This is a genomic window from Streptomyces sp. NPDC031379 (assembly GCF_055569615.1).
Genome location: NZ_JBVIIT010000006.1, coordinates 14822 through 32601, shown reverse-complemented (window position 1 = coordinate 32601; position 17780 = coordinate 14822). Strand labels below are relative to the sequence as shown.

At 72.4% G+C, this 17780-nt stretch carries 17 protein-coding genes and 1 pseudogene; 12 read left to right on the top strand and 6 right to left on the bottom strand.

Going from position 1 to position 17780, the window contains the following annotated elements:
• Positions 1-30: 30 nt before the first annotated feature.
• The gene (locus ACZ5CW_RS10385) at positions 31-381 is read right to left on the bottom strand and encodes a MerR family transcriptional regulator (protein WP_468599881.1); all 351 of its coding nucleotides are present in this window, start codon (positions 379-381) and stop codon (positions 31-33) included.
• Positions 382-472: 91 nt separating this feature from the next.
• On the opposite strand from ACZ5CW_RS10385, the gene ACZ5CW_RS10380 reads away from it, so the two are divergent.
• Positions 473-907 (top strand): hypothetical protein, encoded by a 435-nt coding sequence (locus tag ACZ5CW_RS10380; RefSeq protein ID WP_468599880.1) that lies wholly within the window; start codon positions 473-475, stop codon positions 905-907.
• Between the two features lie 45 nt (positions 908-952).
• Entirely contained in the window at positions 953-1765 is an 813-nt protein-coding gene (locus ACZ5CW_RS10375; RefSeq protein WP_468599879.1) for a PhzF family phenazine biosynthesis protein, read from the top strand.
• A 24-nt stretch (positions 1766-1789) separates the two neighbouring features.
• Here ACZ5CW_RS10375 and ACZ5CW_RS10370 read toward each other — a convergent pair whose 3' ends face one another.
• Both ACZ5CW_RS10370 and ACZ5CW_RS10365 read right to left on the bottom strand, forming a co-directional pair.
• The gene (locus ACZ5CW_RS10370; protein WP_468599878.1) at positions 1790-2590 is read right to left on the bottom strand and encodes a CPBP family intramembrane glutamic endopeptidase; all 801 of its coding nucleotides are present in this window, start codon (positions 2588-2590) and stop codon (positions 1790-1792) included.
• 374 nt (positions 2591-2964) lie between these two features.
• Complete coding sequence (locus ACZ5CW_RS10365; RefSeq protein ID WP_468599877.1) at positions 2965-4482, bottom strand: glutamate-cysteine ligase family protein; 1518 nt, start codon at positions 4480-4482, stop codon at positions 2965-2967.
• Between the two features lie 566 nt (positions 4483-5048).
• Between ACZ5CW_RS10365 and ACZ5CW_RS10360 the strand changes: the two genes are divergently transcribed.
• Both ACZ5CW_RS10360 and ACZ5CW_RS10355 read left to right on the top strand, forming a co-directional pair.
• Complete coding sequence (locus ACZ5CW_RS10360) at positions 5049-5633, top strand: hypothetical protein (RefSeq protein ID WP_468599876.1); 585 nt, start codon at positions 5049-5051, stop codon at positions 5631-5633.
• 275 nt (positions 5634-5908) lie between these two features.
• Positions 5909-6115: a DUF5999 family protein gene (locus ACZ5CW_RS10355; protein ID WP_067045924.1), complete on the top strand. Its 207-nt coding sequence runs from the start codon at positions 5909-5911 to the stop codon at positions 6113-6115.
• Between the two features lie 117 nt (positions 6116-6232).
• Here ACZ5CW_RS10355 and ACZ5CW_RS10350 read toward each other — a convergent pair whose 3' ends face one another.
• Entirely contained in the window at positions 6233-7708 is a 1476-nt protein-coding gene (locus ACZ5CW_RS10350) for a glycoside hydrolase family 43 protein (protein WP_468599875.1), read from the bottom strand.
• 235 nt (positions 7709-7943) lie between these two features.
• Between ACZ5CW_RS10350 and ACZ5CW_RS10345 the strand changes: the two genes are divergently transcribed.
• From ACZ5CW_RS10345 to ACZ5CW_RS10330, 4 genes are all read left to right on the top strand, one after another.
• The gene (locus ACZ5CW_RS10345; protein WP_468599874.1) at positions 7944-8474 is read left to right on the top strand and encodes a universal stress protein; all 531 of its coding nucleotides are present in this window, start codon (positions 7944-7946) and stop codon (positions 8472-8474) included.
• A 112-nt stretch (positions 8475-8586) separates the two neighbouring features.
• A complete protein-coding gene (locus tag ACZ5CW_RS10340; protein ID WP_468599873.1) occupies positions 8587-9144 on the top strand; it encodes a hypothetical protein in 558 nt (185 codons plus the stop codon).
• 794 nt (positions 9145-9938) lie between these two features.
• Positions 9939-11891, top strand: a complete 1953-nt coding sequence (locus ACZ5CW_RS10335; protein WP_468599872.1) for an APC family permease — start codon at positions 9939-9941, stop codon at positions 11889-11891.
• Positions 11892-11988: 97 nt separating this feature from the next.
• Complete coding sequence (locus ACZ5CW_RS10330; RefSeq protein ID WP_468599871.1) at positions 11989-12384, top strand: TOBE domain-containing protein; 396 nt, start codon at positions 11989-11991, stop codon at positions 12382-12384.
• 43 nt (positions 12385-12427) lie between these two features.
• Here the strand turns inward: ACZ5CW_RS10330 and ACZ5CW_RS10325 are convergent, their stop codons facing one another.
• Positions 12428-13753: a helix-turn-helix domain-containing protein gene (locus tag ACZ5CW_RS10325; protein WP_468599870.1), complete on the bottom strand. Its 1326-nt coding sequence runs from the start codon at positions 13751-13753 to the stop codon at positions 12428-12430.
• On the opposite strand from ACZ5CW_RS10325, the pseudogene ACZ5CW_RS10320 reads away from it, so the two are divergent.
• Positions 13740-13997, top strand: a pseudogene (locus ACZ5CW_RS10320) ((2Fe-2S)-binding protein); the annotation flags it as partial. The gene ACZ5CW_RS10325 and the pseudogene ACZ5CW_RS10320 sit on opposite strands and share 14 nt — an antisense overlap.
• Before the next feature lie 124 nt (positions 13998-14121).
• Here the strand turns inward: ACZ5CW_RS10320 and ACZ5CW_RS10315 are convergent.
• Entirely contained in the window at positions 14122-14637 is a 516-nt protein-coding gene (locus tag ACZ5CW_RS10315; RefSeq protein ID WP_468599869.1) for a molybdopterin-dependent oxidoreductase, read from the bottom strand.
• Positions 14638-14832: 195 nt separating this feature from the next.
• Between ACZ5CW_RS10315 and modA the strand changes: the two genes are divergently transcribed.
• The 3 genes from modA to ACZ5CW_RS10300 are packed head-to-tail and all read left to right on the top strand — an operon-like array spanning position 14833 to position 17770.
• Complete coding sequence (gene modA, locus ACZ5CW_RS10310; protein ID WP_468599868.1) at positions 14833-15651, top strand: molybdate ABC transporter substrate-binding protein; 819 nt, start codon at positions 14833-14835, stop codon at positions 15649-15651.
• Positions 15648-16508, top strand: coding sequence for a molybdate ABC transporter permease subunit (gene modB / locus ACZ5CW_RS10305; protein ID WP_468599867.1), 861 nt, complete (start codon positions 15648-15650; stop codon positions 16506-16508). Before modA ends, modB begins: the two co-directional genes overlap by 4 nt.
• On the top strand, positions 16505-17770 hold the full coding sequence (locus ACZ5CW_RS10300) for an ABC transporter ATP-binding protein (RefSeq protein ID WP_468599866.1): 1266 nt from the start codon (positions 16505-16507) through the stop codon (positions 17768-17770). The genes modB and ACZ5CW_RS10300 overlap by 4 nt, the downstream gene beginning before the upstream one ends.
• The last annotated feature ends 10 nt before the right edge of the window (positions 17771-17780 follow it).

The window sequence follows — 17780 nt, the reverse complement described above, 5'->3', positions numbered from 1 at the left end:
TCCCACCGGAAAGAGCCCGTCACATGCGGGTCATGCCCGCAAGGGGCAGCCGGTGCCGACGCGGGCGGTGAGGTCGGCGCGCAGCGCCGCGAGTTCGGCCATGCGCTCGTCGACGACCCGGATCTTCTCCTCGAACAGCGCGGACAGGGCCTCGGCGCTGTCCGGTGCGTCCTTCAGTTCCGCACCGTGCCGGGCGATCTCGGCCAGGGTGAAACCGAGCGTCTGCGCCGTGCGCACGTACTGCAGCCAGGGCACCGTCTCCGGCGGGAAGTCGCGGTAGCCGTTGGGCAGCCGGTCGCCCTCGATCAGGCCGAGCTTCTCGTAGAAGCGCAGCGTGTCCTTGGACATCCCGGTACGCGCGGCCAGTTCTCCGATGCGCATGACTCCCCCGCGGCTCGGCCGACTTGACCTTGGAGCGTACTCCGCTGTCTAGCGTGGGCGGCGCCCGAGCGAGCCCTTCCGAGGAGCCCCGATGAACCCTGCTGCCCCCGCCTATCTGCGCCTCGTCCGAACGAGCGGCTGGTACGACCTGATCGTCACGGCCGGCTTCGCGACGCCGTGGACGTACGCGCTGCTGCACCGCCTCCTGTCGGCGGGAGGCGACGCGCTCGGCCTCGGCACCATGCCCGCGCTCACCCCGATGCAGACCCTGTACGCCAACCTGATGGGCTCGGTCGTGGTGGTCTGGTCACTGCTGCGGGTCGTACGACCGCTGCCGCTGCACGGCCTCCTGGACGGCACCGCGCGCGTCCTGTTCTCCCTGTGGCAGGCGTACGCGCTGGCGCACGGCGGGCCGCGGATCCTGTGGCTCTTCCTCGCCGCGGAGGTGTCGTTCGGTGTCACGCAGCTCGCCCCCTGGCTGCGGACACGCGCGGCCGTCGGACGGGAAACAGTCCGGCACTCGTGAATTGGCCTTGTTCCGACGGCCGGCGCAACCACTAGCGTCAGCGCCATGCGCATTCGAATCGTGGACGCCTTCACCGACCGCCCCTTCGCCGGCAATCCCGCCGGAGTCCTGCTCCTGGACGACGTCTTCCCGGACGACGACTGGCTCCAGAACGTCGCCATGGAGGTCAACCACGCCGAGACCGCGTTCGCGCACCGGCTGCCCCAAGGCGGCGAGGCCGACTGGTCACTGCGCTGGTTCACGCCCGTCGCCGAGGTCGCGATGTGCGGCCACGCCACGCTCGCCACGGCCCACGTCCTGCACACCACCGGCGCCCACGAGGGCCCGGTGCGGTTCGCCACCCGCAGCGGCGTGCTCATCGCCACGCCCGCCGCGGACGGCTCGATCACCCTCGACTTCCCGACCGCCCCGCTCACCCCGGTCGAGGTCCCGGCCGGGGTCGCCGAGGCGCTGGGCGCGGAACCGGCCGCCGCCTTCGACACCGGTCCGAACGTCGGCGACCTGCTGGTGGAGCTGGCCGACGAGAAGACCGTCCTCGGCCTCTCCCCCGACCACAAGGCCCTCGGCGCCTACTCCTCGCGCGGCATCATCGCCACCGCCCGCGCCGAGGACCCGGACCGCGGCTACGACTTCGTCTCCCGCTGCTTCTTCCCGAACGTCGGCATCGACGAGGACCCGGTGACCGGCAGCGCCCACACCGCGCTCGCCCCGCACTGGTCCGCCCGCCTCGGCCGCGACGACCTCACCGGACTGCAGGCCTCCCGCCGCACCGGGCTGGTCCGCACCGCTCTGCGCGGCGAGCGCACGCTGCTCACCGGCCACGCGGTCACGGTCGTCGAGGGCGAGCTGCGCGCCTGAGCGGTCCGCCGACGGCCCTCGTCCTCAGGCCGTCGGCAGCCAGCCCACCTTGCCCGCGAGCAGGGCGTAACCGACGAACGCGCCGATGTCGAGCAGGGAGTGCGCGACGACCAGTGGTCCGACCCGGCCCCAGCGGCGGTAGAGGTACACGAACACCACGCCCATGGCCATGTTGCCGAGGAAGCCGCCGACGCCCTGGTAGAGGTGGTAGGACCCGCGCAGGACCGCGCTGGCCACCAGTGCGGTCCCCGGCGTCCAGCCCAACTGGCCCAGCCTGCGCAGCAGATAGCCGACGACGATGACCTCTTCGAGGATCGCGTTCTGCAGGGCGGAGAGGATCAGCACCGGGTACTTCCACCACACGTCCGGCAGTGCCTCGGGCACCACGGTGAGGTTGAAGCCGAGGCCTCGTGCGGCGAGGTAGAAGGCGATGCCGGTGCTGCCGATCACCGCGGCGATCCCGGCGCCCCGGGCCAGGTCCGGCCGGGGGCGGGTGCGGTCGAAGCCCAGCGTTCGCAGACTCCCGCCCTCGCGCAGCAGCAGGTGGGCGACGAGGGCCACGGGGACCAGCGCGCTGGCGATGCCGAAGAGCTGCCAGGCGAGGTCGAGCCACGGGCGGCCCGGCGCGGCCGAGGCGTTGAGGGTGGCCGCCTGGTCCTTCAGGCCGCCCGGCTTGGTGACCGAGCCGATGAAACTGATCAGTGCGGAGACCCCGCTCGCCCCCAGCGAGAGCCCGAGGACGAGCAGCGTCTCGTCCCGCAGGATCCGCCGTGGGTCGGGCTTTCCCGCCACGGAATCACCGACCGAGCCAGCCTCCACGTGCACCCCTGCCTCCAGCCGCCTCATGGGCCAACGGCCCCTTCTGCCTGGCAAGGATCGCAGAGCCACATGTGAAGCCCGCGCACCGGCCCGAGGCGAGGCCCCCGCGCACCGGCCAGTCATGTCCACGGCGACGGCATTTCAGCCGCCGCGGGGGGACCGGCGGCCCGGCCACGCACCGGGCACGCCGACAAGACCTCTCCGCTCGCCGTCGGCCCTCGTCCGCCGCGACGGCGATCGGCCCCGGCGCAGCGGGCCGGCGACCCCGGCACGCACCGGCCGGGCCCGCCGGCGAACCCGCTCGGTCGCCGACCGGGCAGGGCCGCCGCGTCGGCGCTCAGCCCCGGCTGTGGCTCGCCCCGGTCGCCACGGCCCGGCCCTCAGCCCAGCGGCACCGGCTCCGGCAGCCCCACCGGCCAGGTGTGCACCGGCTCGCCCACATGCATCAGCTCGGCATAGCGCCGAGTCGTCGCCGCCAGGGCCGCGTCGCGGGTGAGGCCCTGCTCGAGCGCCCGGTGGAAGGTGGCCGCCTGCCAGGACGCGCCGTTGACCCGCCGCCGGCAGCGTTCCTCGATGACGCCCAGGTAGAGATCCCGGTCGGCCGCCTCGACGCCCCACGCGTCCAGCCCGGCGGAGGCCAGCGGCAACAGCTCGTCGCGGACCAGGGTGACCGCGTCGATCTCGCCCGTGCCGCCGTAGCGTCCCCGCCGCGGCCAGACGAAACGCGCGTCGATCCCGTGCCGGCAGGCCGCGTCGAAGTTGGCCTCGGCCACGGCGAAGGGCATCCGGCTCCACACCGGCCGCGACTCCTCGGCGAGGGCACGCACCAGGCCGTAGTAGAAGGCCGCGTTGGCGATCACATCGGTGATGGTCGGTCCGGCCGGCAGCACGCGGTTCTCCACCCGGAGGTGCGGGACGCCGTCGGCGATGCCGTACACCGGCCGGTTCCATCGGTAGATCGTGCCGTTGTGCAGGACGAGTTCGGCGAGCTTGGGTGTGCCGCCGGCGTCCAGCACCTCCAGCGGCTCCTCGTCGTCGCAGAGGGGCAGCAGCGCCGGGAAGTAGCGCAGGTTCTCCTCGAACAGGTCGTGGGCGCTGGAGATCCACCGCTCCCCGAACCAGGTGCGCGGCCGCACCCCCTGGGCCTGCAGCTCGGGCGGCCGGGTGTCGGTGGACTGCAGGAACAGCGGCGGCCGGGACTCTCGCCACAGCTCGTGACCGAAGAGGAACGGCGAGTTGGCGCCGACGGCGATCTGCGGGGCCGTCGCCACCTGCGCCGCGTTCCACACGTCGGCGAACCGGCCCGGAGTGACCTGGAGGTGCAGTTGCACGGAGGTGCACGCGGCCTCGGGGACGATCGACTTCGAGGTGCAGACGAGGTGCTCCACGCCCTCGATGTCGAGCCGGAAGTCCTCGCCGCGCGCGGCCACGATCTGGTCGTTGAGCAGGGCGTAGCGGTCGACCTCGGAGAGGTTGGAGGAGACCAGGTCGTCCCGGTCCAGCGTGGGCAGGATGCCGATCATGACGATTCCGGCGTCCACCTCGCCGGCCTTCCGGTCGGCGTAGGCCAGAGAGGTGCGCAGTTCCTCGGCGAGCCGGTCGAATACGCGGCCGCCCAATCGGTGTGGGGCTATGTTCACCTCCAGGTTGAACATGGCGAGTTCTGTTTGGAAATCACGGCTCGCGATGCGCTCCAGTACCTGCCCGTTCAACATTTTCGGCATGCCGTCGGAACCCGCGAGATTCAATTCGATCTCCACCCCCATCAGGTTCTTGGGGCGATCGAATCGCTTCTCGACCAGCAGTCGCTCCAGTCCCGTCAGGCACTTTTGGAGCTTTTCGCGGTAGCGCTGGCGATCGGACAGGTCGAACTGCCCTGCCACGACCTTCTCCCCCATCGAAGTGTCCCTCCTCGGATGGGCGGGCCGATGATGCGGCCGCCGGGCTCCCGGGTCAGGGGGGATGATGCCCAGCGGAAGCGATCGATAACGTCCCGCGCGGGCCCGGCGCCCGCTACTCTGTCGAATGTTCCCCGCGGCACATTCACGGGGCATGCCACACCATGCACCTCCGAGTGCCCCGAACGCCTCGTGAAAAACGCCGACGACATTCGGCCGACCGCTACCGGCGCGTATTGCCAGGTCAGCACCGAGGAACCGGCACGGGAATCGGGATGAGTCCCGCAAATCGGCGACCCATTAGCGCCTTGCGCGACTTACCGAAATGGGATAGACGAAACAACGGCCGAACACGCGTCGTATAAACTTCGTCCACAAGGCAGAAGGTTGGCGCCCTCGGTCCTGGTTCCTGCCGTGTTCCTGCCGTCACCGTGACGGGCGGCAGGGCGAGCCGCACCTTTGTTCACCGACCGGGCCCCCACCCCTTCGGCCTTTCCGTGAGCAGACAGCGCCGTCCGCCCCACCCTCCTCGCGCCGCCGCGCCTGTCGAACGAGAGGCGACCCACATGCCGCTGCACGTGTCCCCTGCCCCTGCGCCCGCCCTGCGCTCCGTCCTCACCGCCCTCGGCTCCCCGACCGCGGTCCGTGAGGCCCGTACTCCCTCCCTGCGCGCCGCGCAGGGCCCGGCGACACCCGAACTCCCGCTGCCCGTCCATGTCCTGGACCGGATCACCGCGCAAGGACTCTCCGCGACCCGGCTGGCCGGCTGGCGCTTCCTGATCCGCTGCGGCGACCGGGCGGTGGCCGCGGCGGAGACCATGCTCACCCCGGACGGCTGGGCCTTCTCGCACTTCTTCGAGGGCCCGTACATCGCCTCCACCGAGCGCGCCCTGCAACAGGCCGAGGCGTTGCAACAGCCGTACCAGCCACGTCTGCTGTCCCTGCCCGGCCTGTACATGCTCACCCTGTGGCTGCACGGCGAGTGCGCCGCCGACGGAGCGGAAGGCCATCCGGCCGCCACCGACCTGCTCGTCCCGCTGGCCCCGGCACCGCCCGGCATATCGGCGCACCGCCCCTTCCGGGTCGCCGAGTTGCTTCCGGTGCTGACCCATCGGGCGACTCCCCTCCCGCTGCTCGGCTCACCCGCCTGAACGACACCCGCGTACCCCGCTTCCCGGAAGGGAAGCGGGGTACGGCCGTTTCCGCGGTGTGGCACGGGCGGACTAGCCCGTTCCGACCACCGAGAACCACCCAAAGGGACAGTGCAGTTGGGCTGAACCGTCCGGCCGGGTGACGCGTCCTGAACCTGTGAGAAGCGGTGCTGCGAAATCCCTGCGGAATGACGCCCAGAGGGCAACACTGGGTTCCGACCGACTTATCACCACGGGGGACGGACATGACCACGACACAGCGAAAGATCCCACCCATGTGCCAGCACCAGCCACCGTGCCCGCCAGCCGAGTCCGCCGACCGGGAGTCCGCCCGCCTCGTGGCGCACCACCCGGAGCAAGGTTGGAGTCTGCTGTGCAACGGCGTCCTGCTCTTCGAGGACACCGGTGAGCTGCTGCCCGACGGCCGGATCATCGCTCCGCACCGCCCGCTCGGTGCGGAGCACGTGATGACCGCGGCCTGAGCGTGGCGCGAGCGACCCGAGGGGCCGGCCGCACACCTTCGGTGCGCACCGGCCCCGACCTGTGTCCGGGTCCGGCTACGGTGCGTAGCCGGATCTCTGCACAGCGCCTCGCGCGGGTCACACCGGCCCGGGCGCGTAGTCGAACCAGTCGAAGGCCGCGCGGCCCTCGGTGACGTACATGCCGATGACACGGCCGGTGAATCCGCCGGCCACCTGAGTGGACAGGTATCGGCCGTCCAGTTCGGCCAGCGGGACGACCTCTTCGGAAGTTTCGACCGAGAAGGCGACCGTGTCGGGACCGCTCCCGGGCCCGGGGTGCCGCGTCGAGCGGATCTCGACGACGAGAGTGACCGGCTCCTGCGGCACCGGATGTGCGGCGACCCGCTGCCGCAGCGGGCCGATCCGGGCGATCACGGCCGCCGTCCCTCCGGCCACCTCCAGGTCGTAGTGGTGCCCCTCGTCCAGGCGCACGGAGAGCCCGGCCCGGCCCGCCCCGGGCTCCAGCAGCGCGGCGGCCCGGCAGTCGTGGTGCTGCTGCCGACGGCCCACGAAGGTGTGCCCGGGCCGGTCGAGGCTGTCACCGGTGGCGGTCAGGGTGAGCCGGCCGGGCCGTTCCGCGAGCGACCAGGAGTGGTCGGGCCTGCGGCGCGGGGATATCCAGTACGGCGCGAGGGTCCGGCCGGTGAAGTCGTCCCGCACGGGCGGCTGTTCGACGGGAGCCCAGGCCTCCGGGGCCACGTGCCGCTCCCGCACCGGTCCCACCCGGGGCCAGCCGTCGACCCACTCCACCGGGGCCAGGAAGGTCTCCCGGCCGAGGACGTGGAACTCCGGGAACCAGCCGCGCGGCCGGGTGCCGAGCAGCACCATCCACCAACCGCCGTCCGCCGCCTGCACCAGGTCGGCGTGGCCGGTGCACTGCACGGGCAGGCCGGTGCCGCCGTGGGACAGCAGCGGATTGCCGGGCGCCGGCTCCCAGGGGCCGCGCGGCGAACGGGCGCGGGCGGCCGAGACACCGTGCCCCAGGGCAGTGCCGCCCTCGGCGAGCAGCAGGTACCACCAGTCACCGATCCGGTACAGGTGCGGCGCCTCCGGATCCCTGCGCCCGGTGCCGGACCACATCGGCAGCGGGCCCTCCAGCACCCGGCCCGTGCGTGGGTCGATCCGGGCCACGCTGACCCCGGCCATGGCGCACCAGCACGATCCGTCCTCGTCCCACGCGAGATCCGGGTCGATGCCGGGCAGATCGATCCACACCGGGTCCGACCAGGGGCCTTCGGGCCGCTCGGCGGTGACGAGGAAGGTCCCTTTGCCGCCGGCGTCGGTGGTGACGACATGGAAGAGCCCGTCGTGGTGACGGATCGTCGGCGCGTAGACGCCGCCGGACGCCGGTACGTCGTCCGGCAGCGTCAACTGGCCCGGCCGGTCGAGGACGTTGCCGATCTGGCGCCAGTGCACCAGATCCCGGCTGTGGAACAGCGGAACGCCGGGGAAGTACTCGAAGCTGGAACAGACCAGGTAGTAGTCCGGCCCGACCCGGCACACGCTCGGGTCGGGGTGGAAGCCGGGGATGACGGGGTTGTCGTAGGTACGCATGCTCGCCCCCACAGCGGTTCGAAAGTTTCGTCTATGGCGCCGAATCTTAATGGTTCCTCCACCGTCCGGCGGGGTGCGGGAGCACGCCTTGATCCCGGGAACCACCGGAAAACCGTCGCCCGGCTGGTCGAATCGCCGGCGCGGGGGTGGGATGGAAGGAGAGCAAGGCCTCGCCAGCGGGCGCGTCCGCGGGGGTCACCCGGGACGGCGTCCGTGCGGAACGAACGGGGGAGTCATGTCCCGTCACGACGCCTCGGCGACCGCTCGCGTGGTGGTCGGTGTGAGCGGCTCACTGGGGAGCGTCACTGCCCTGCGGCGGGCCACCGCTCTGGCCCGTCGGCTGGGTGCCGAGCTGTGGCCGGTGCTGGCGTGGGAACCACCGGGTGGTGATCCCGCCGCGCGCCGCTCACCGGCCGCCGATCTGCTGGTCGAGGAGTGGCAACGGCTGGCCAAGCAGCGGCTGGCCTCGGTGCTGGACGAGATCTTCGACGCGGAGGGTCCCTCTGTGCCGATGCACCCTGTCATCGTCCGTGGCACCCCGGGCCGGGCGCTCGTGGCGACCGCGGACCGGGAGGACGACGTGCTGGTGGTGGGTGCGGGACGGCGCGGCCTCCAGCGCGCCTTCTCCGGCCGGGTCTCCCGGCACTGCCTGGCCCACGCCGTCTGCCCCGTCCTGGCGGTGCCGCCCTCCCCGCTGGAGACCGAGCTGCTGTCCGTCCACCGCCGCAACACCTGGCATCTGCGCATGGACACGCGGGGCCTGTGAGAGCGGCCCGGCGCTGCGAGCGCGTCAAGAACGGCCCCTCGGCCGTCAGAGCGCCATCAAGGCCGGGGACGGCCGGCTCCCCCCGGGCCCGCCGCTGTCTACCGTCGGACGTATGAAGCACCCCGACGACACACGCCCCCGGATGCGGGGCTCGCACCCGCCCGACAGCGGCGGTGCGGTGTACGACCGTGACTGGATCGAGGAGGTGCGCGGTTCGGTCGGCTGCTCCGGGGCGCTGTTCGCGTTGCTGCTCTTCGTCGACGGGGCGGCCGGTTCCCTCAACTGGTGGCGCGGCGGCCTGTGGCTGCTGCTGGCCCTGCTGCTCCTTCTCGTCCTGTTCCCGGCGCGGGTGTCGGCCGGAGAGGGGTGGCTGGCCACCCGCCGCCTGCTGCGTACCCGCTGTGTCCGCACCGACCTGCTGATCGCGGTGCGCCCACTGGACGGCGTGACGCAGCGCCTGGTCCTTCGGGACGCCCTCGGCAACCGGGTCGAGATCGACCCCGAGGTCCTGATCCGCAACCCCGGCCTCTGGTACCGGCTCGACGAGGGCGCCCGCACGTCCGAGGCGGCCGGCATCCTGCGGTCCGGCGCGACCGCCCTGCACCGCCTCGGCAGCCGCCTCGACCGTGAGACCGCGCTGGCCGTGTTCCGGGCCTCGGGCCTGAAGTAGACACCTCCCACCCCACGCCACCGGCCCGCAACAGCGCCGCCCACCCACCAACACCCCGAACCGCCCCGCCCGCCCCCCGTGACCCACAGATCCCCCGGCACCCCGAATCGATCGCCCTCCACCAGCCCCACAGCCAGCCGCCGGCGCCTCGAGCCCACCGCCACCCCTCCGACACCGGCTCTTCCTCCCGCGCCCCGGACAACCGCCGACATCCCGAACGGGCCCCCGCGAGCCTCCCCCCCCTGCCCGGCAGAAAGCCGCCGGCACGCCGGATCGATCACCCTGCGCCAACCTCACCCACTCCCCCGACGCCCAGGACCGAGTCCCTCCGCCCGCCCCCCCGTGACCCACAGATCCCCCGGCACCCCGAATCGATCGCCCTCCACCAGCCCCACAGCCAGCCGCCGACCCCTCGAACCGACCGCCACCCTCCGACAGCTCCGCCCGCTCCAGAAGCCACCGACACCCGAATCGGCCCCTCCCCGCCCACTCCCTCTGTCCTGAAGAGGGCCCCGGCGCCCCGGACCGGTCGCCCTCCGGTCCCGGAGTCATGACGCTCGGTGGCCGGCGGCGGATCGGTGGGCGTATCGGGTCGGCCGCTCGGCCTCGATGCGGCCGACCGCCCCCGGCCTCCGCTTCTTGATGCGGCCCCCGCGTTCCCGGGCCATTCTTAACGCAAGATTGACGCCCACGGAGCCCGTACCCGTGGGCCACGGCGTCACTCTCTGCTTACGCTGGTGCCGCCGTCCGCGTGATGGCCGGAAACCGCGGAGCCGCACATCAGGAGCACGCCGATGGCCACGACCGAACACCCTCCCAGTCGCCTGCGCGCCTGGATGCTGGAGGGCCTGTCCGACATGGGCAAGGGCGGTGGCCACACCGGACCGCACGCCCAGCCGGAGCCCCCGCACCAGGGACAGCGCTGGTGGCGGGTGATGTGCCTGACCGGTGTCGACTACTTCTCGACCCTCGGCTACCAGCCCGGCATCGCGGCCCTGGCGGCTGGTCTCCTGTCACCGATCGCGACCATCGTGCTGGTGATCGTCACTCTGGCGGGCGCCCTGCCGGTCTACCGCCGCGTGGCGGAGGAGAGCCCGCGCGGCGAGGGTTCCATCGCGATGCTGGAGCGGCTGCTGTCGTTCTGGAAGGGCAAGCTGTTCGTACTCACCCTGCTGGGCTTCGCGGCCACCGACTTCCTGATCACCATCACTCTTTCGGCGGCCGACGCCTCCACCCACCTGGTGGAGAATCCGCACCTCACCAGCACCCTGCACGGTCACCAGATGGTGATCACGCTGTTCCTGGTGGCCCTGCTCGGCGCGGTGTTCCTCAAGGGCTTCCTGGAAGCGATCGGGGTCGCGGTCGCGCTGGTCGGCATCTATCTCGCGCTCAACCTCGTCGTCGTGATCGTCGGCCTGTGGCACCTCATCACGGCCGGGCACGTGATCACGGACTGGACCAGCGCCCTGACCGCCGAGCACGGCAACATCTTCGTGATGATCGGTGTGGCGCTGATCGTCTTCCCCAAACTCGCCCTCGGTCTGTCCGGCTTCGAGACCGGCGTCGCCGTCATGCCGCACGTCAAGGGCGACCCGGGCGACAGCGAACAGCGCCCGGCCGGCCGGATCAGGGACACCAAGAAGCTGCTGACCACCGCCGCGCTGATCATGAGCTGTTTCCTGATCGCCACCAGCTTCATCACCACGCTGCTGATCCCGGCCGACGAGTTCAAGACGGGCGGCCAGGCCAACGGCCGCGCGCTCGCCTACCTGGCGCACGAGTACCTCGGTGGCGCCTTCGGAACGGTCTACGACGTCTCGACCATCGCCATCCTCTGGTTCGCGGGCGCCTCCGCCATGGCCGGTCTGCTCAACCTGATGCCGCGCTATCTGCCCCGCTACGGCATGGCCCCGCACTGGGCGCGGGCGGTGCGCCCGATGGTCATCGTCTTCACACTGGTCGCGTTCCTGGTGACCTGGATCTTCGACGCCAACGTCGACAAGCAGGGCGGTGCCTACGCCACCGGTGTGCTGGTACTGATCAGCTCGGCCGCGATCGCGGTGACCATCGCCGCGCGCAAGGCGGGACAGCGCCGCTGGGCCGTCGGCTTCGCCGTGATCTCGGCGGTGTTCCTGTACACGACCGTCGTGAACGTCATCGAGCGCCCGGACGGTGTGAAGATCGGTGCCTGCTTCATCGCGGGCATCATCATGGTCTCGCTGCTGTCCCGGCTGGCCCGTGCCTTCGAGCTGCGCGTGACCAGCGTGACGCTCGACCCGATGGCGGAACGATTCATCCGGGACATGGCCAGCCGCAAGATACGGTTCATCGCCAACGAGCCGGACAGCCGCGACAAGGCCGAGTACCGCGACAAGATCGAGCAGATCCGCGCCGACAACGACATGCCCGAGCAGGAGGACTTCGTCTTCGTCGAGGTCACGGTCACCGACCCCTCCGAGTTCGAGGCGGGCCTGGCCGTCCGCGGCGAGGTACTGCACAGCCGCTACCGGGTGCTGACCCTGGAGTCCGCCTCCATTCCGAACGCCCTCGCCGCGCTGCTCCTCCACGTCCGCGACCGCACCAGCTGCACCCCGCACATCTACTTCGAGTGGACCGAGGGCAACCCGTTCGCCAACTTCCTGCGCTTCTTCCTCTTCGGTCAGGGCGAGGTCGCCCCGGTCACCCGCGAGGTGCTGCGCGAGGCGGAACCGGACCGGGCACGACGGCCACGCGTGCACACCGGCTGAAGGGGAAGCCTCCGTCGCGCGCCCACGCTCTATCGCGTTGTACCCGACGGCCAACCCCGTTCCACGGTCCCCGTCGCCTGGCCCTATCGTGACCGGCATGCAGTCCTACACGATCGGCCAGGCGGCGCGGCTGCTCGGCGTGAGCCCCGACACCGCCCGCCGCTGGGCCGACGCGGGCCGGGTGGCCACCCACCGTGACGAGGCCGGACGCCGTCTCATCGACGGCCGGGACCTCGCCGCCTTCTCGGTCGAACTGGCCAAGGCGGGGGGCGGCGAGGAGGACCCCTCCTACACCTCCGTACGCAACGCCTTCCCCGGCATCGTCACCGCGATCAAGCTGGGCGACGTCGCCGCCCAGGTGGAGATCCAGGCGGGCCCGCATCGACTGGTCTCGCTGCTGACCCGGGAAGCGGTCGAGGAACTCGGCCTCGAGGTCGGCATGGAGGCCACCGCGCGCGTGAAGTCCACCAACGTGCACATCGACCGCGCCTGACCCGGCCGGCGTCCGCCGCTCGCGTCCTTCGGCGACGGCCCGCTCACCGGCACAGCAGCGCCGCCCGCAGGTCTAGCCGGTCGCTCAGCCGGGACAGATCACGCCCGGTGAGCCGCTCGATCCGCTCCATCCGGTAGTGCACGGTGTTGACGTGCAGGTGCAAGGCCTGCGCGGTGCGTGCCCAGGAGCCGTCGCAGGCCAGTAAGGTCTCCAGGGTCCCGAGCAGTGCGGTGGTCGCGGGGCGGCCGGTCTCCGGCAGCGGGCCGAGGACCGTTCGGCTGAAGGCCGTGCGCACCGCGGCCGGCACCCCGGTGAGCAGGGTGTCCAGGCTGGTCAGGGACGTCGCGTCGACGAGCAGGGAGGCCTCGGGGGCGGTGGTCCGGGCCGAGGTCAGCGCGTACCTGGCCTGTGCCGGCGCGCCGACCAGCCCGTCCGGTCCCGACGCGGCCGCTCCGCTGCCGCCGTGCAGCACGACGTCGGGCGCGCACCCGGCGACCAGCGGCCACACCTCGCCCCACCCGCCGGCCGGTGCCCCGGACAGCACGGCGAACGCGGTCCCGTCGGGCAACCGCCCCACGGCCGCGGCGCCGCCCCCGCCCCGCACCACCCCGTGCCCCGCCACCTCCGCCGGCGCGCCCTGCGCCCACCGCTCCGCCACCGTCCCGGATCGCCGCGGACCGGCGTCCGCCACGACGACCTGGTAGCCCCCCGCCTCCGGCATCCCGCACCGGCGCAACGCCGCCCCGACCGCACCGTCCGCCGGGGCGTCGCGAGCGGCCAGCAGCGCACCGAGTTCGTCCGCATCCCGGTGTGCCGACGACGGCCGCCGCGCGGCCGCCTCCTGACAGTGACTCAGGACGGCGGCGACCTCGTGCAGCATGCGTGGCGGGGCACCGTCGGGGTCGGGCAGGTACAGCAGCCACCGCTCGTACGGCGAGACACCGGCGGCGTCGACGGAAACGGTCACCCCGCTTCCGTCCGCCACGAGCGCGACCGCCTCCGCCGCCGGTACGGGCGGTGCCCCGGCGGTGGCCGTGACCGTCCGCCCCGACGGCGTGAAGACGTACGCGGCGAGCGCGCCGAGGTGGGCGAAGGCGGCCGCGAGGACGGCGCCCGGCCCGGCCTCCTGGGCGAGCAACCGGCTCAGCCGCACCCGCGCGTTCTCCGGCAGGGCGTGGTGGCGGCTCAACTCGCCCCAGTGACGCAGGTACACGGTGTCGGTGATCGCGCGGAACATGATGTGCGCCGGCACTCCGGCCACCGGCACGCCGTGGCCCACACAGGCCTCGACCAGGTCGTCCGGGACGCTCCCGTGGATCTCCTCGCCGGCGAGCAGCGCGGCGGCCCCGGCGCCCTTGAAGGTCGACATCAACGGCCGGTCCTTCGGGGAGGAGCCCCGCCCCGGCCAGTGTCTGCGGACCTGTCTGCGCGAGCGCGGCCGGTTCGGCGTGAAGAAGGGCTGCGACGCGGGCGACTGCGGCGCCTGCACCGTCCACGTCGACGGCGAGCCCGTGCACAGCTGCCTCTACCCGGCCTTCCGCGCCGACGGGCGCGAGGTCACGACGGTCGAGGGCCTCGCCTCCCCGGACGGCGAACTCCATCCGGTCCAGCGGACGGCCGACGCGATCGGGCCGCTGGGCGCCAAGTCGATGAGCGAGAGCCCGTTCAACCCCGTCGCACCCGCGCTGGCGAACGCGGTGCGGGACGCGACGGGCGTGCGTTTCACGGAGCTGCCGCTCACGCGTGACCGGGTGTGGCAGGCGCTGGACCGCGCCGGACAGCTGCCTCCTGCCGAGCGGACGCACCGACGCGGTAGCCCCCGTCCACCCGGATCGCCGTGATCCCGCTGATGTGCCGGGCCCCGCAGCGGTCCTGCGGCAGCGCCAGCTGGGGGCCGGCGGCGTCCAGCGGGGTGCCGTCGATCGTGACGGCGAGCAGCACGGGGGCGTCCGCGAAGTCGGGGTCGATCTCGGCCCAGGACAGCAGCGCGTGATGGCCGTCGGTTCCGGTGACGGCGATGAGGAAGCGCAGCCGGTCCTTGCGCCGGACCGGGTCGAAGCCGGGCCCCGCGTCGGCGAGCACGTCGTACAGGAGCGGACCGGCGAACCGGTGGTGCTGGATGCCGCTGGTGGCGCACTCGAAGCTGACGTCCGCCCGGTGCTGCGGCCAGCGGAGCAGGTCCGGCACCGTCAGCCGGGCCGGTCGTACGAGATCGCCGGTCAGGGCGAGTTCCGCGAGCTTCACCGCGACCACCTCCCGCAGGACCGTACCCCTGCCTGAGCACCGTACAAACGCACATGCCAGCCTCACGTCACAAGTTCGCAGCTCATGCGATGCGACAGGAGACTTACACCTGGCAGATGCGGCAGTATCATCGCCGCACGGCCGCTTCCTGGGCCGTGCCAGGGCGCGACCGCTGTTCCACAGAACTCGAGGAGTAGATCCGTGATGACCCGTTCCGTGCGCCGGACCCGGAAGCTGCAGCTGGCCGGTGCGGGAGCCGCTGCCCTGATGGCACTGAGCGCCTGCTCCTCGTCCGACGACTCCTCGACCACCGGCTCGGACAAGTCCGGCTCCGCCTCCTCGAAGCCGTCCGGCAAGGTGACCGTGTTCGCGGCCGCCTCCCTCAAGGAGAGCTTCACGACCCTGGGCAAGGAGTTCGAGAAGGCGCACCCCGGCACCGAGGTCAGCTTCAACTTCGGCGGCAGCGACACCCTCGCCGCCAGCATCACCAGCGGCGCCCCCGCGGACGTCTTCGCCGCCGCCAGCCCCAAGACGATGAAGATCGTGACGGACAAGGGCGACGCGGTCGGCACGCCGGCCACCTTCGTCCGCAACCGGCTGGAGATCGCCACTCTGCCGGGCAATCCCGACAAGGTGGCCTCCCTGAAGGACCTCACCAAGTCCGGTCTGAAGGTCGTCCTGTGCGACAAGACCGTGCCGTGCGGCGCCGCCGCGCAGAAGGCCCTGGACGCCGGCAAGCTGAAGCTCACCCCCGTCTCCTACGAGGAGGACGTCAAGTCCGCCCTGACCAAGGTGGTGCTGAAGGAGGCGGACGCCGCGGTGGTCTACAAGACCGATGTGCAGGCCGCGGGTGACAAGGTGGAGGGCGTGGAGTTCCCCGAGTCGGCCAAGGCCGTCAACGACTATCCGATCGCCCTGCTGGAGAACGCCGAGAACACCGCGGCGGCCAAGGCGTTCATCGAGCTGGTGCAGTCCGCCGAGGGCCAGAAGGTCCTGGGCCAGGCCGGGTTCCTCAACCCGTGACCTCGCTCCACAAGCCCGGCGCCGCGGCCGACCCCCGCACGGGTCGGCCGCGGCGCCGCCGCGTCGGCACGGGGGGCCGGCGCGGGGTGCCGCTGCCTCTGCTCGTGCCCGGTGTGCTGGCCCTGGCCTTCCTGCTGCTTCCGCTGGTCGCGCTGCTCGTCCGCGCCCCCTGGCGCAGCCTGCCGGACCAGCTCAGCAGCACCGAGGTGTGGCAGGCCCTCCAGCTGTCCCTCGTCACCGCCACCGCGGCGACCGCCGTGAGCCTCGTCCTCGGTGTGCCGCTGGCCTGGCTGCTCGCCCGCACGGAGTTCCCCGGCCGAGGCCTCGTGCGCGCCCTGGTGACGCTCCCCCTGGTCCTCCCGCCCGTCGTCGGCGGCGTGGCCCTGCTCCTCGCCCTGGGCCGCAACGGCGTCATCGGCAAGTGGCTGGACGCCTGGTTCGGGATCACGCTGCCGTTCACCACCACCGGGGTCGTGATCGCGGAGGCCTTCGTCGCGATGCCGTTCCTGGTCATCAGCGTCGAGGGCACCCTGCGCGCCGCCGACCCGCGCTACGAGGAGGCGGCCACCACGCTCGGCGCCTCCCGCTTCACCGCGTTCCGCCGGGTCACCCTGCCGCTGATCGCGCCCGGCATCGCCGCGGGCTCGGTCCTGGCCTGGGCCCGCGCGCTCGGCGAGTTCGGCGCGACGATCACCTTCGCGGGCAACTTCCCCGGCCGCACCCAGACCATGCCCCTCGCGGTCTACCTCGCCCTGCAGAACGACCCCGAGGCCGCCATCGCCCTCAGCCTGGTCCTGCTGACCGTCTCGATCGCGGTCCTGGCGGGACTCAGGGACCGCTGGATGACAACATCATGACAAACCCCCGCCCCACTCCCGCGGCCACCGACGGCACCGAACCTCCGCAGAGGCAGCCCGCGGCCGCCGCCGGCGCCCAGCCCCCACACCCCGCACCCGACCACGAGAGCCGCACGGGTGGTGCGGGTGGGAACCAGAACCCGGCCGAAGGCCGGGTACGCACCACGCACGCGCACCCGCACCCGCACCCGCACCCCATCCCCGACGCCACCCCACCCCGTGCCGAAGGCCTGGACGCCCGGCTCGTAGTCGAACGAGGCTCCTTCCACCTGGACGTACCCCTGACCGCCGCCCCGGGGGAGGTCATCGCACTCCTCGGCCCCAACGGCGCCGGCAAGACCACCGCCCTGCGCGCCCTCGCCGGCCTCGTCCCGCTCACCGACGGCCACCTGCTCCTGGACGGCACCCCTCTGGACCGCACACCCCCGGAGTCCCGCCCGGTCGGCGTCGTCTTCCAGGACTACCTGCTCTTCCCGCACCTGTCCGCCCTCGACAACGTGGCCTTCGGACCGCGCTGCCGGGGCGCCGGCAAGTCGGAGGCCCGGGCCCAGGCCGCCGCCTGGCTGGACCGCATGGGCCTCGCCGACCACGCCGGCGCCAAGCCCCGCCGCCTCTCCGGCGGCCAGGCCCAGCGCGTGGCCCTCGCCCGCGCCCTGGCCACCCGCCCACGGCTGCTGCTCCTGGACGAGCCGCTCGCGGCCCTGGACGCCCGTACCCGACTGGAGGTCCGCGCCCAGCTGCGCCGCCACCTGGCCGAGTTCGAGGCGGTCGCCGTCCTGGTCACACACGATCCGCTGGACGCCATGGTGCTCGCGGACCGGCTGGTGGTCGTCGAGCACGGCCGGGTCGTCCAGGAGGGCACCCCGGCCGACATCGCCCGCCATCCCCGCACCGACTACATCGCCCAGCTGGTCGGCCTCAACCTCTACCGGGGCGAGGCCGAGGGGCATGCGGTACGGCTCGACGCCGGGCCCTCGATCACCACGACGGAGGAGCTGTCCGGGCCGGTGTTCGTGGCGTTCCCGCCCTCAGCGGTGACCCTCTTCCGGGACCGGCCCACGGGCGCCAGCGCCCGCAACCTGTGGCGTTGCGAGGTCGCCGGCCTGGAGACGCACGGTGACCAGATCCGTGCCGACCTCACCGGCGAACTCCCCCTCGCAGCCGACCTCACCACGGTCGGTGCCGCCGAACTCGATCTGCACCCTGGTGCACCGGTCTGGGCGACGGTCAAAGCGACGCAGACCCACGCATACCCGGCCTGAACGTCCTCCC